This window comes from Streptomyces sp. 8N706 (assembly GCF_052245415.1).
Classification (GTDB): domain Bacteria; phylum Actinomycetota; class Actinomycetes; order Streptomycetales; family Streptomycetaceae; genus Streptomyces.
This window is the reverse complement of record NZ_JBQQBW010000151.1, coordinates 1-13,513: the sequence shown is the minus strand read 5'-3', so window position 1 is coordinate 13,513 and position 13,513 is coordinate 1. Positions and strand designations below refer to the sequence as shown.

The 13,513-nt window shown below is 72.5% G+C and carries 10 protein-coding genes; 7 read left to right on the top strand and 3 right to left on the bottom strand.

What is annotated here, in order from left to right:
* Positions 1 to 54 precede the first annotated feature (54 nt).
* Both ACTWQE_RS31465 and ACTWQE_RS31460 read left to right on the top strand, forming a co-directional pair.
* Positions 55 to 453: an ACT domain-containing protein gene (locus tag ACTWQE_RS31465; RefSeq protein WP_443332496.1), complete on the top strand. Its 399-nt coding sequence runs from the start codon at positions 55 to 57 to the stop codon at positions 451 to 453.
* A 186-nt stretch (positions 454 to 639) separates the two neighbouring features.
* Positions 640 to 1,140: a hypothetical protein gene (locus ACTWQE_RS31460; protein WP_443332495.1), complete on the top strand. Its 501-nt coding sequence runs from the start codon at positions 640 to 642 to the stop codon at positions 1,138 to 1,140.
* 71 nt (positions 1,141 to 1,211) lie between these two features.
* Here the strand turns inward: ACTWQE_RS31460 and ACTWQE_RS31455 are convergent, their stop codons facing one another.
* Positions 1,212 to 3,197, bottom strand: coding sequence for an N-acetylmuramoyl-L-alanine amidase (locus ACTWQE_RS31455; RefSeq protein ID WP_443332494.1), 1,986 nt, complete (start codon positions 3,195 to 3,197; stop codon positions 1,212 to 1,214).
* A gap of 464 nt (positions 3,198 to 3,661) precedes the next feature.
* The gene (locus ACTWQE_RS31450; RefSeq protein ID WP_443332493.1) at positions 3,662 to 4,780 is read right to left on the bottom strand and encodes an aminoglycoside phosphotransferase family protein; all 1,119 of its coding nucleotides are present in this window, start codon (positions 4,778 to 4,780) and stop codon (positions 3,662 to 3,664) included.
* 233 nt (positions 4,781 to 5,013) lie between these two features.
* Between ACTWQE_RS31450 and ACTWQE_RS31445 the strand changes: the two genes are divergently transcribed.
* Entirely contained in the window at positions 5,014 to 6,486 is a 1,473-nt protein-coding gene (locus ACTWQE_RS31445) for a DNA-binding protein NsdB (RefSeq protein ID WP_443332492.1), read from the top strand.
* Positions 6,487 to 6,828: 342 nt separating this feature from the next.
* Here ACTWQE_RS31445 and ACTWQE_RS31440 read toward each other — a convergent pair whose 3' ends face one another.
* The gene (locus tag ACTWQE_RS31440; protein WP_443332491.1) at positions 6,829 to 8,346 is read right to left on the bottom strand and encodes a PP2C family protein-serine/threonine phosphatase; all 1,518 of its coding nucleotides are present in this window, start codon (positions 8,344 to 8,346) and stop codon (positions 6,829 to 6,831) included.
* Between the two features lie 319 nt (positions 8,347 to 8,665).
* Here ACTWQE_RS31440 and ACTWQE_RS31435 point away from each other — a divergent pair, with 319 nt between their 5' ends.
* The 4 genes from ACTWQE_RS31435 to ACTWQE_RS31420 all read left to right on the top strand — a co-directional run.
* Entirely contained in the window at positions 8,666 to 10,093 is a 1,428-nt protein-coding gene (locus tag ACTWQE_RS31435; protein ID WP_443332490.1) for a HEAT repeat domain-containing protein, read from the top strand.
* 100 nt (positions 10,094 to 10,193) lie between these two features.
* Positions 10,194 to 11,330 carry a glycosyltransferase family 4 protein gene (locus ACTWQE_RS31430; RefSeq protein ID WP_443332489.1) on the top strand — a complete coding sequence of 379 codons (1,137 nt, stop codon included), beginning with the start codon at positions 10,194 to 10,196 and terminating at the stop codon, positions 11,328 to 11,330.
* Positions 11,327 to 12,526, top strand: coding sequence for a glycosyltransferase (locus ACTWQE_RS31425; RefSeq protein WP_443332488.1), 1,200 nt, complete (start codon positions 11,327 to 11,329; stop codon positions 12,524 to 12,526). The genes ACTWQE_RS31430 and ACTWQE_RS31425 overlap by 4 nt, the downstream gene beginning before the upstream one ends.
* A partial coding sequence (locus ACTWQE_RS31420; RefSeq protein ID WP_443332487.1) for an SGNH/GDSL hydrolase family protein occupies positions 12,523 to 13,513 on the top strand: 991 nt, incomplete at its 3' end. The genes ACTWQE_RS31425 and ACTWQE_RS31420, both read left to right, overlap by 4 nt.

Genomic DNA, 13,513 nt, shown 5'->3' with positions numbered 1-13,513 from the left:
CCCTCCACCAGCGTTGTCGCGCCGACGGCCGCACGGCGCCATTAGGGTGCGTCCATGACAGGCGAGCGAGATCTGGCGACGCTGCTCAGGGGTATGCGGCCCCGCCTCAACCCCGGCCGGTACGTCTTCGCGACCGTGCGGGAGGAGCCCCCGGCGGGGGTCAGGCCGGTGGTGACCGTCCTCGAGGACGAGGGGCTGACCCTGGTCGCACGGCAGGAGGAGGCCGACGCGGCGGGGTTGCCCTACGAGTACGTCGCCGGATGGATCACTCTGCGGGTGCACTCGGCGCTGGACGCGGTGGGGCTGACCGCGGCGGTCGCGACAGAGCTGGCCCGAGCGGGGATCAGCTGCAATGTGGTGGCGGGCTTCCACCACGACCATCTGTTCGTCCCGCATGAGCGGGTCACCCAGGCGGTCGAGCTGCTGGACGCCCTGGCGCAGCACTCCCTCTGAGGTCTGCCGCGAGGGGTCCGCCCGCCCCGGAGCGGGCGCGTTGCCCGGCCTCGCGGGAACGCGCTCGAGACGGCCCGGCGTGCCGAGGTGTCATCCGGGCACGGCCACGCGCGGCAGGCGCCCGCGCGCTCCCGGCCGGCCCACCGTGCCGAACGTTCACGGCCTCCGGGCACGTACCATGTCCGCATGTCGTTCCTCCGCCGCCGCAGCGCAGCCTCGCCCACCGGGCCGGACTTCGATGTCCTCGCGATGGACCCGAGTGACTGGCCGGGCAATCTCGGCGCGGGTCTGCTGCCCGCACCGGACGGCAGCTGCCAGGGGGTCTTTCTCCGCTACGACCTGTTCGGCGGACGTGGTCCGGCAATGATCATCGGGAACCTCCCCGCGGGCTCGCCCGCCCGGGAACTCGGTGAGGACCAGGCACCGTTCGAGGTGGCGCAGCTGCTCGCCGCGCTCGGCAACGACGAACCGGTGCATGTCGTGGAGACCGAGGACACGCCAGTGATGCACGAGGACAATCTCCTCATCGTGCGGCGCGTCAAGCTCTCCGAGAGCCGGATCTCCTGCGCTCAGTTCGACCGCAGCGACGGCGTGCTCGTCACCATCGCCAGCTGGGACCGTCCCATCACCGACGACCTCTACCAGCTGCTCAAGCCGCTGCCCGCGGAGATGTTCCAGCAGGGCTGACCCGTGAGCGGTCCGACGGGACGCCGGACCGCCGCCCGGCCGGTGGCCGGGGCGGCGGCCCGGAGCGCGCCTTACCCCGACTGGCGTACGGTCACGTCGCCGGCCTTCACAAAGGCGACCCGGTGCCCGAACTGGATCTGGTAGTACTCCTGCTTCCCGCGGATCACACGGTGACCTTTGGTGTCGAACGTGGGCGCGTAGTAGTACTCGCCCGTGCTCTTCGTGCCCACGGCGTACTCCTGGCCCGCCCGGAGCTTGTACGGCAGCGGTGACAGCGGCTGGACGGGGATGCCCTCCGGATAGGCGGCCTTCTCCGGGTAGGCCCGCCCGTACACCGCGATGTCCTTCGCGTCCCCCTTCGGGGTGGCGACCAGGCCCTTGGCGTTCACGGCCGTCGGCTGGGTGCGCGGGTTGTGGAACCACGCCTTCTGACCGAGGTACCAGATCGCTGTCCATTCGCTCTGGCGCTCCGCGACCGCGTACTGCTGGCCGGTTGTGGCCCGCGCGCCATGGTCGTTGACTCCCGTCGTGGAATCGGAGCCGTCCGGCCGCAGCCCGATGTCCCTCACCAGGGGTGCGTCCGCGCTCGGCTCGGTGTGCAGCCGTACGGCGCCGGAGCCGTGCGGTGGGCAGGCCTCGCCGGGGTCCTTCTGGCACCCGGTGTAGACCGGCTTGTTCCGGGCGTACTCCGGCAGGATGGTCACCAGCCCGCCGGCTGCGCTCGCCGTCGACTGGAACGGGGCCCCCAGCAGCTGGAAGTAGTGCGCCCAGTCCCAGTACGGGCCGGGGTCGGTGTGCATGCCGGGGATGGTCATCGTGGTCGGACCCGGGACGTTCTCATGGCCCAGGATGTGCTGGCGGTTCAGCGGGATGTCGTACTTCTTCGCCAAGTACCGCACCAGTCGCGCGGAGGTGCGGTACATCGCCTCCGTGTACCAGGCGTCGGGCGCGGTGAGGAACCCCTCGTGCTCCAGGCCGACGGACCTGGAGTTCACGTACCAGTTCCCCGCGTGCCAGGCGACGTCCTTGAGCGGCACGTGCTGGGCGATGTGCCCGTCGGAGGAGCGCAGGGTGTACTGCCAGGAGACGTAGGTCGGGTCCTTGATGAGATCGATCGTCGTGCCCCACGGCCCCTCGGTGTCGTGGACGATGATGTAGTCGATCCTCTGCGAGCCGGGGCGGTCGGCCTTGTCGTGGTTGCCGTAGTCCTTCTGATCGCCCTCCCCGAATTCCTCGTACGGGGCGGGGATCCACTCGCACGCCACCTCCTGCGGGCACTCCGCCTCGCCCGCGTCGGCGGCTCGCAGGCTCAGCCGCCGGGTCTGCGCGGTGTTCTCGGCCACGTCAGGGGAGGCGGGCAGCACCACCCGCTGTCCGCTGTCGGTGGTGCGGCGCTCACCGTCGCGGATCACCTCGAAGACATCATGGGCATACGCGGACGCGGTGGCCCGGTCATCGGCACCGGAGTAGCGCGCCACGGCCCCGTACCACTGGCCCGGGTCCTTGCTCAACGGCAGGCCGAGGTTCCTCTGAGCGGCGGCGAGCAGGGCGGCGCCGCCGTGGATGTTCGCCACCGGGTCCTCGCGCAGGGTGCGCGCGTCGAGCCCGGTCAGCTCGGCGGCGCGCCCCAGAGTACGCAGCCGGGCCGGCAGCCGGGAGGGTTCGGGCAGCTCCTCGGGCAACGTCCTGACGGGGCGGGAGTCGTCCCCCCGTGGGTCCTCGGCGCCCTCACTGTGATGGGGTGCCGAGGCGAGGGCCGTACGTGCGTCCGTCAGATGCATCGGACCGTAGCCACCGGAGACACTCGGCGCCCCCCGGTGCCCGTCCCAGCGGGACTGCAGATACGAGACACCGAGCAGCACGCTCTGGGGCACCCGGTACTGTTGCGCGGCATCGGCGAAGGCCCGCTGGAGGGCGCCGCTGTCGGGGCGGGCGGCCGTGGCGGCCGTGGCGGCCGACACCAGGGGGAAAAGCAGGGCGGCAGTCGCCGTGGCGGCCGCCGCCCGTGTCATGCGCCGACGAACGCTTCTGTCGCCTTCGCGAGCGGAACCTCGCATACAGCCTCCTCGGGCCGGGCCGTGCCAAGGTGATGCGCAGACGTGGAGTGTGGCTTGAACCCGACTACAGCTATCGCTTGTCAGACGATCCGTCAATCATGCCGCGCGCGAGGAATTTCGCACGTCATCGATGGTTCCGAGGAATGTGGAGAGGCAACGCTCCGGCCTGCGACGCGTCAGTGGAGTGGACCAATGAGAAGGGAAGGCGAGGCCGAAATTCGATCGGACGGCGGAGCGGAGGGACTGCTCCGAACGAGAGCCCTCCAGCCCGGACGAGGCAACCCGCGGTGGCCGGACAACGGCATCCACAGCGAACAACAGAAGCCCGGCCGACAGAAACCACTCCGATACAGCGAGAGCGCGGCCGGAGAGTGGGAAGCGCCTCGGACAGCAGGAAGCGCGGCCGGACAGCAGGAAGCGGCGCGCCCGGAAGCCGGGCGCGCCGCAGCGCAAGCTCTACTCCGTCAGCGCGTGCCGACCGCCGCCCGTACGGCACGGCGCGCCATCGCACAGTCGTCGTGCAACCGGCGGAGGAGGAGTCGCTGTTCCTCGCCCGTCGATCCGGGCACCGGCACGGCCGGAGCGGGGTCGTGCATCGTCCGCTGCACGGCTGTCTCGTAGGTGCGGATCTCCCGCGTCAGAACAAGCATCAGATTCACCAGGAAGGCATCCCGCGCCGCCGGGCCGGCGGCCTGGGCGAGCTGGCTGATCCGGCGGCGCGCGACCGGGGCGTCACCGAGCACCGACCACAGGGTCGCCAGGTCGTAGCCCGGCAGATACCAGCCGGCGTGCTCCCAGTCGACCAGCACGGCACCCGCGGGGGAGAGCAGCACATTGGACAGCTGCGCGTCGCCATGGCAGAACTGCAACTGGCCGGGCTTGCCGGCGCCGTGCGCCAGCCCGTGCAGCAGCTTCTGCAGATCGCCCATGTCCCGGTCGGTGAGCAGCCCCAGCTCGTGATAGCGCGCCATCCTGCTCGCGTAGTCGACCGGGGCGTCGAACATCCCGGCAGGCGGCCGCCAGAGGTTGACCCGGCAGATCGCCCCCAGCGCTGCCCGCACATCGGCACGCGGCGGGGCCTCGGCCGGATGCCGCCGCAGGGACGCGACCCGCCCCGGCATCCGCTCGATCACCAGCGTGCAGTTGTCGGGGTCCGCGGCGATCAACCGGGGCACCCGCACGGGCGGGCGATGCCGGACGAACGCGCGGTAAGCAGCTATTTCCTGCCGGAACCGTTCCGCCCAGGCGGGGGAGTGGTCGAGTAAACACTTGGCGACGGCGGTACTGCGGCCGGTCGTGCCGACGAGCAGTACGGAGCGGCCGCTGCGCCGGAGCACCTGCACCGGATTGAACTCCGGGCAGATCCGGTGCACCGCCGCGATCACGGTGCGCAGCTGTGCTCCCTGGGGGCCGGACAAGTCGATTCTCCCGCTGAGCGGTTGGGGGCCCAGCCCGGGTGTCCGCCGTGGCCGACCGCCGCCGACCGTCGCGGCGTGGGCCGGGTCGAGATACGGCCCGCTGCCTGTCTGCTGCGGGCGGTACGGGCGGGGCGGGGCGGACACGGAGGACGATGCTGCGTACATGGGCGTTACAGATCCCTTCGTGTGCCGACGAGGTGCCGCGCTCCCGGCCCCGGAGGACGGCCCGCACCCTGGGGAATGCAGTCCGTCCGCCAGGCCGGGGAGGCGCGTTCCTACAGGACACCCGACTACGGGTGGCACACCATCTGGCGCACCCTGGCGAACCCTGGCGAATAGTCCCCGGGCCCATGACGGGCCGTTACTGTCAACTCAGCCGAGGAACCTGGGGGCTTGACGTGACCAAGGAACCCAACACCCGACTCGCGGATCTGTTCGGCCTCGCCGGCTGGTCCAAGGGGGAGCTCGCAAGGCTGGTGAACCGGCATGCGGCGGCCATGGGCCACCCGCAGCTGGCCACCGACACCTCGCGGGTGCGGCGTTGGATCGACACCGGCGAGGTGCCGCGCGATCCCGTGCCGAAGGTACTGGCGTCCCTGTTCACCGAGCGACTCGGTCGTGTCGTGACCATCGAGGACCTCGGGTTCGACCGACAAGGGCGCGCAGGGAAACGGCAGTCCGCCGAAGGACTGCCCTGGGCACCCGAACGGACTGCCGCGGTCCTCACCGAATTCACGGGAATGGACCTCATGCTCAACCGACGCGGCTTGGTGGGTGCGGGCGCCGCGCTCGCCGCAGGCTCAGCACTCACCGGCGCCATGCACGACTGGCTGCACACCGATCCTGCCCCCACACCCGAGGACTTTCGCTTCGGCGCCCACGCTGCCGCCGATCCCGCCACCTTCGACCGCTACGAGGCGGCCCCCGTGGGGTCGCAGGAGATCGAGGCGCTCGAGCGCTCGGTCGAGGTCTTCCGCGCCTGGGACGCGGCCCGCGGTGGCGGGCTGCAACGCAAGGCGGTGGTGGGCCAGCTGAACGAAGTGGGCGGCATGCTCGCCTACCGGCACCCCGACCACCTTCAGCGCCGGCTGTGGGGCGTGGCGGCCAACCTCGCCGTCCTCGCCGGCTGGATGTCCCACGACGTGGGCCTGGAGCCCACCGCCCAGAAGTACTTCGTCATCGCGGCGCACGCGGCCCGGGAGGGCGGCGACCGGCCGCGGGCCGGCGAAGCCCTCTCCCGGGCCGCCCGGCAGATGGTGCACCTCGGCAGGCCGGATGACGCTCTGGACCTGATGAAGCTGGCCAAGTCGGGTTCGGGGGAGGAGACCTTGCCCCGTACCCGCGCCATGCTGCACACCATCGAGGCCTGGGCGCAGGCGTCGATGGGGCGCGGCCAGGCCATGCGACGCACCCTGGGCGAGGCCGAGGAGCTCTTTGTCTCCGACAAGGGCGATGTGCCTCCGCCGAGTTGGATGCAGATGTTCGACGAGGCGGATCTCCACGGTATGCAGGCGCTCGCGTTCCGTACGTTCGCGGAGCACGACCCGTCGGCCGCGGCCATGGCGCAGCGGCACGCCAAGGAGGCGCTGCGGCTGCGGGAGAACGGCCGTCAGCGCTCGCAGATCTTCGACTACATCTCGCTCGCTTCGGCCTGCTTCATCGCCGACGACCCGGAGCAGGCCGACCGGTACGCCAGGCTCGCGCTGGTGTCGATAGGGGAGACCTCCTCGCACCGCACCTGGGACCGACTGCGAGAGATGTACCGGCTGACCGGGCAGTACGCCGGTTACGGCACGATCGAGGATCTTCGTGCGGAGATCCAGCACGCGCTGCCGAAGAACCCTGGCAAGGGCAAGAACACCGCCGTGTGAGGGGGCACCTACCGGGTGTGCGGTGGAAGCCCCTTCCTTGCGTCCCAACGACCTCCCAACGACCTCTCGACGAACTGCCGGAGTGGAGTCCGGAAGCGCTGTTCGGCTCAGGCGCTGTGCAGTTCAGCGGTCATCGCAGTCCGGCTCGGCTCGACAGCCCTGCTCGTGCCGCGTCAGTCCAGGTTTGCCCTGTAGCGGGTGACCTCGTGCGGTCAGTTGCAACGCGCTGGATCGGCCTCCGGGGCCCCAGGGGAAGGCCTATGCGGTCGATCGGGCAACGCGGCTGGGGCCCCTCCCAGCGGTAGCTGGGGGAAGATCGTGTCAGGGCGGCGAGCGGGGTGATCATGGGCTGACGCGGCACTGGGGGCTCACACGGGCGATCAGTACGCATGCGTCGTCCTCGCGCTCCGCGTCGCCGAACTCCTCGACCACGATCCGTACGCACTCCTGCGCGCCGCGGGCCGCCGACAGCCGGGGCGCGAGATCCAGCATCCGCTGGGCCGTGGTGGAGCTGTGGTCGTGGGCGGTCGGTACGGGGCTGCTCCGGGCAAGATCGCTGGTGTGCAGTACGAGCAGGTCGCCGGGGACCAACTGCTCCTCGGCCTGGCCGTACACGGCCCCGGAGGTCGCGCCGAGCAGCACCCCGTCAGGGGAGGGCAGGACACGCCCCGTCCCGTTGCGGAACAGCAGCGGGGCGGGGTGCCCTGCCTGCGACCAGGCCAACGAGCCGGTGCGGGGGTCGTATCGGCAGCACAGGGCGCTGCCCAGAGCGGGTTGGGCGGAGGTGTCGAGCAGCTGGTTGAGCCAGCCCATCAGCGGTCCGGGCTCCACTCCGGCGACCGCCATACCGCGCAACGCGCCGAGCAGCATGGCCATACCGGACGTGGCGGTCACGCCGTGCCCGGTGAGATCGCCGACGCTGAGCAGGGTCCGTCCGTCGGGCAGATGCAGGGCGTCGTACCAGTCGCCGCCGATGAGGGCGCCGGAGCCGGAGGGCAGATAGTGGGCCGCCAGATCGAGGGCGGCCGGACCGCCCTGCGGGAACCGCAGGGAGCCGCGCCAGGGGGGGAGCACGGCTTCCTGCAGCTCGACCGCAAGCCGGCGCTCGGTCTGCGCCACGTGCCGCCGGCGCTGCAGCGAGTCACGGGTCTCACGCACCGCCCGCTGGCTGCGGCGCAGCTCGCTGACGTCCCGGAGCACGGCCCACATGGATGCCGTGCAGCCGTCGGCGTCGAGCACCGGCTCGCCCATCATGTGCAGCGTGCGCACGCATCCGTCGACGCGCACGATGCGGAACTCCCCGTCGATCGGCTTGCCGTCGACCAGGCAGTCGGTGACCATCGCGGTCAGCAGACCCTGGTCCTCGGAGAAGAGCCACGAGGGCAGCTCGTCCAGGGAGAGAGGGCCGTCCTCGGGGGAGCGGCCGAAGATCCGGAACAGTTCGTCCGACCAGTCCACCTCGTCCGTGAGCAGATTCCACTCGGCGCTGCCGACCCGGCTGAGCAGCGAGCCGCGCTCGGCCTGGGGCGGTACACCGGGCAGTGTCGCGGTCTCGGTGCTGTCCGGCACGGCGTCGCCCGGTACGGAGCCCGCCGGGACGTAGTCGTCCTGAGCGGGGTCGGGAGGCAGTCCCTCGCGCAGCTGATCGAGGTGTTGTCCCAGGTCGTCGAGGTGATGGACGGCGAGATCGCAGAGCGCACGCTGCCAGCGGAGCTGAGGATCGTCCTCATCCGGTACGGCATCGCGCCGTACCGCGTCGACGCCGCCCCGTAAGCGGCGGGTCTGTGAGATGAGGGCGTCGACCGTACCGCGCTCGGGCGGCTGGGCGGCGGAACGGTCCGCAAACGTGTGGGACGGCATCACGTACTCCGATACAAGCGCGGCCAGCTTTGACGGAAGGGGCCGGTTACGACTGTTGCACAGGGAGCGACGGCCCGTAAGGGATTTGGCAACACCCGATCCGGTGGTGCTTCCGGCACATGCCGGGGGCCCTGAGGGGAGGTTTCCACCTGCTCCGGGCCCCGACTCGGCGGAATGATCCGGTCCGGGTAGGCTGCGGCGCTCGGGACACACGGGAACCCACGCCGTTCACCAGGCGTAGACCCGGTGGTCACCGGCAAGAATGCCGGTCGGCGGAAATCCCGTTGCCAGCGAACCCACCGCACCGGATGCTGACCTCATGTTCGATCCAGACATAGCGCCCAGCGGCACCCTGCTCGGCCTCCTGCAGAGAGGCCGCGGCGACGGGACCCTGCACGCTCTCGCGGCGCCGCGGGCCGAGGCGCTCGCCGCGCTGCACCACTGTGTGCTGCACGACCCCCGGCACGACTGGCAGATCGAGAACCGCTCGCTGTACTACGCCCGGCTCCACCTCGAGCTCGACGGCGGACTCGACGAGATCGAACACCACCTCTTCCACCCTCACGACCTGGTGGACACGGCGGAGGAGCGCACCGGGCTCGCCCTGGCCGTCCTCGGCCACCTCGCGAGTTACGGCCGCGAGGACGCCCTGCGGCTGCTCCGCCGCTATGCCGTCGCCGGCGGCAACTGGGCCTGGGCGCTCGACGAGCTCGCCCTCCGTGACGCCGACGCGCCGCTGCGGGCTCTCGGCGGCGCCATCGTCGCCAGATTCCCCCGCACTCCGCAGGGCGAGGCCGAACTCGCCGCGGCCGTCCGGGATGCCTTCGAGCCCCGGCCGTGGCGGCTGTGGGCCGACAGCGCGGACGATCCCGCCACGGCCGCCAGGGTGCGGGCCGCGCAGGAACAAGGCTGCTTCGACCGCTGGAAGCGCCAGCTCAGGCCGAGCGGACCCCGGCCGGGCTGGAGCGTCCGTGAGGTCCTCGACTGGGCCCAGGAAGGCCTGGACCAGCATCCCTCCCAGCCGCGCCATACCGCCGCCGCCCGCTGTATGACGGCTGTGGCCTCGCCCGAGGACCGCCCGGAGATCGTCGAAGCCGCTCTCCGGGGGCCGGACGGCGCCCGCTGCACCGCCCTGCGCTACCTCGCGGAACAGCAGGACCCCGAGGTCCTCGGCCTGCTGGAGGCTGCCGCCGCCGGCCCGTCGGCCGTCGTCGCAGAGGTCGCCATCGCCTCCTTCGAACGCATGCGCAGTATGGCCGCGCTGGAACGAGCCCGCGGCTGGGCGCAGCGTACCGACGCCGTGGGCCGGGCCGCCGCCGCAATGCTCGCTTGCAGAGGCGGCCGCCAGGACTCCGAACTCGTCCTGGCGGCGCTGCGCAGAACCGTACGGACCGAGGGCGCCGACGCCGCCGAGCTCTGGTCGCTCGTCGACGGCACGGGCCGACTGTCGATCAGCTGTGCAGCCCCCGTACTGCGCCATATCTACCGAGAGACCTCCTCCTCGCAGCTGCGCGGGCGTGCGGCCCGCGCGCTGGCCGCCACCGATCCCTCGTTCGCCGCCGGTTTCGCCGTCGAATGCCTGTGGGACTGCGAGGAGACGACCCGCGAGCTGGCGGCCCGGCACGCCGCGATCGGTGACACCCGCGTCGTCGAGCAGCTGCGCCGGCTCGCCGCCGACCCGGCCGAGGAGGCGGAGGTCCAGACGGCCGTCCGCAGCCGGATCGGGCCCGATATGCCCGCCGTTTGACGACAGCGGCCCGCCGCGGGGGCCAAACGCTCATGGGACGTTTCACGGCCGGAAAGATCCACGTGGCCGGGGACACGCCCCGGACGTCGACAACACCCCTATGCGTGTCGTCATCGTCACCGAGTCCTTCCCGCCCGATGTCAACGGCGTGGCCCACTGCGCCCTGCAAACCGCCCGGCACCTCGTCCGGCGCGGCCACGACCCCCTGGTGATCGCTCCGGCCGGGCCAAATGAGGTCCCGGCCGGAGCCGATGGCCTCTCCCTCGACCCGTGCCCCGTCGTGCGGGCGCCCTCGCTGCCCCTGCCCGGCTATCCCCAGGTACGGGTGGCGCTCCCCAGCCGGCGGGTCGCCGCGTCGCTGGCCGCTCACCGTGCCGATGTCGTCCACCTCGCCAGCCCGTTCATCCTCGGCGTACGCGGTATGGCCGCCGCCGCCCGCCTCGGCATACCCGCCGTCGCCGTCTACCAGACCGACCTCGGCGGCTACGCCCGCACGTACGTCGGCGCGGGCGAGAACGCCGCCTGGCGGCGGCTCCGCACCGTCCACACCGCCGCGGACCGCACGCTCGCCCCCTCCTCCGCCGCTGTCCGCGATCTCGAGGAGCACGGAGTGCCCCGGGTACGGCTCTGGCCGCGGGGTGTGGACACCGAGCGTTTCCGCCCGGAGCTGCGCGACCCGGAGCTGCGCCACTCGCAGGCCCCCGATGGCGAGCTGCTCGTCGGCTATATCGGGCGGCTGGCGCCCGAGAAGCACCTCGACCTGCTGGCGGGGGTGGCGGGCCTCCCGGGCGTACGGCTGGTCGTCGTCGGCGACGGCCCCAGTGCGCCGGGGCTCCGTACAGCCCTGCCGGGTGCCCACTTCCTGGGCCGCCGCACCGGTGACGACCTCGCGCGCGTCTTCGCGTCGCTGGACGTTTTCGTGCACACCGGGCCGTACGAGACCTTCTGCCAGACCGTGCAGGAGGCCATGGCCAGCGGCGTACCGGTGGTCGCACCCGCCGCGGGCGGTCCGCTCGACCTGGTCGACCACGGGCGCACGGGTCTGCTCGTCCCGCCCCGGGACGCCGGTGCCGTACGCGACGCCGTGGCCTCGCTGGTGGCCGACCCGCGGCGCCGCACGGAGTACGGCAGAGCCGGGCGGGAGACCGTGGAGGGAAGGACCTGGGAGGCGGTCGGCGACCAACTCCTCGGCCACTACGCCGACGTGCTCGCCGCACGGACGGCGGTGGCGGCATGACCAGCCCCATGACCCGGGAGGGGCCGCTGCGGATCGTCCGGCTCGCCAACTTCGTCACCCCCGCCTCCGGCGGACTGCGGACCGCCCTGTACGAACTCGGGGCGGGCTACCGGGCGGCCGGCCATGAACCGGTCCTCGTCGTCCCCGGCGAGCGGGAGAGCGACGAACTCACCGAGCAGGGGCGGGTGATCACCCTGCCCGGGAGGCTCCTCCCCGGAACAGGGGGCTACCGCGTGCTGACCGACCGCCGCCGGACGGCCCGGCTGCTGGAGGCCCTCGCGCCGGACCGGCTGGAGGTCTCGGACCGCACCACTCTGCGCTGGACGGGGGAGTGGGCGCGCCGCGCCCGGATCCCTGCCGTGATGGTCTCCCATGAGTCCGTGGACGGGGTACTGGGCACCTGGGGCGTCCCGGACGCCGCGGCACGGAAGGCGGCGGACCGGCTCAACCGGCGTACCGCACGGTCCTATTCACGGATCGTCTGCACCACGGCCTGGGCGGAGCGGGAGTTCGTCAGGATCGGGGCGCGCAATGTCGTACGCGCTCCCCTCGGTGTCGATCTCGACCGTCGGCGGCCCGGCCACCGCAGCGCCGGCCTGCGTGCCCGCTACGCGGGTCCCGGGGAGACGCTGCTCGTCCTGTGCTCACGGCTGTCGGTCGAGAAGGGGGCGGGCACGGCGCTCGACGCGCTGGCCGTCCTGCGCGAGCGCGGGGTACGGGCCGTGCTGGTCGTCGCGGGGCACGGACCACTGCGGGGCCGGCTGGCCGAACGCGCACGTGCCGAGCGGCTGCCGGTGACCTTCCTCGGGCACGTCGGGGACCGTGAGGAGGTGGCGGCGCTCCAGGCCACGGCGGATGTGTGTCTGGCCCCCGGCCCGGTGGAGACCTTCGGGCTCGCCGCCCTGGAAGCACTGGCCTGCGGGACGCCGGTGGTGGCGAATGCCGCCTCCGCGCTCCCGGCGATCGTCGGTACGGGCGGTGCCGTCGCGCCGGGTGAGGGACCCGCCTTCGCCGACGCCGTACAACGCCTCCTCGCCCGGCCGGAATCGGTCCGCCGTGCGGCCGCCCGGTCACGGGCCGAGGGCTTCGGCTGGGCCGCCGCGGTCGAGGCGTTCCTCGCGGCCCATGGCGCGGAGGTGCGCACCGCCGTGCGGCGAGCGGACGGGCCGATACGGGCCGGGGGAGCCGTCGTATGAAGCGACCGGCGACCGGCCCGCAGAGACGACGTCCGACCGTCCCGCCGACGCGACCGTCGGCCGCCCCGCCACTGGAGGGCGGGGGCGGTCCCGCGCGCCCGGAGCCGGAGCCCGACGGGGTTTCCGGCGTCGCGCGGGTCGCGGAGCCCGGAGGGGCTCCCGCCGTCCCGGGGCCCCCGCGGCAGCCCGTCCGCTACGCCGCGCTCGGTGACTCGCTGACCGAAGGGGTCGGAGATCCCGTGCCCGGCGGGTGGCGCGGCTGGGCCGCGCTGCTGGCCACCGGTCTCTCCGCTGAGGGCTCGGAGCTGCTCAACACGGCCTGCAGCGGCGCCCTCGGCGTGGATGTGGCGGAGCGTCAGCTCCCGCTGGCCCGCGAGCACCGCCCCCAGGTGGCGTCGGTGGTGGTCGGGGTCAACGACACCCTGCGCGACACGTTCGACATCGGGCGGTTCGCCGGGCATCTGGACACCGTCCTGCGCTCCTTCCGGGAGGACGGCACCACGGTGCTCACCGCCTGTCTGCCGGACCCCGGGCGGATGCTCGGACTGCCCGCCCTTCTGGCCCGTCCCCTCGCACGCCGTATGCAGGCCGTCAACACCGTGGTGCACGCACTCTCCACTCGCCACGACGCGCTGCATCTGCACGCCGCCGACCGGCCGTGGGTCGCCGACCGTGCCGCCTGGAGCGTCGACCGGCTGCATCCGAGCGAACTCGGGCACCGCATCCTCGCGCGGGAGTTCCACGCCTTGCTGGCGCGGTCCGGTCTCGCCGACGGACCGCCGCCGCCCACCGAACCGGACGCCGTCGGTCCCGGGGTATGGGCCGAGGCCTGGTGGATGGCCACCCGCGGTACTCGGTGGGTGGTGGCCCGCTGTCAGGATCTCCTGCCCGACCTGCTGCGACTGGCGGCAGCGGAGGCGAGGCACCGGCTGGACGGCACGTCCGGGGTCCTGGACTTGCGTTCCCACCGTGCCGCGCTGCACGCTC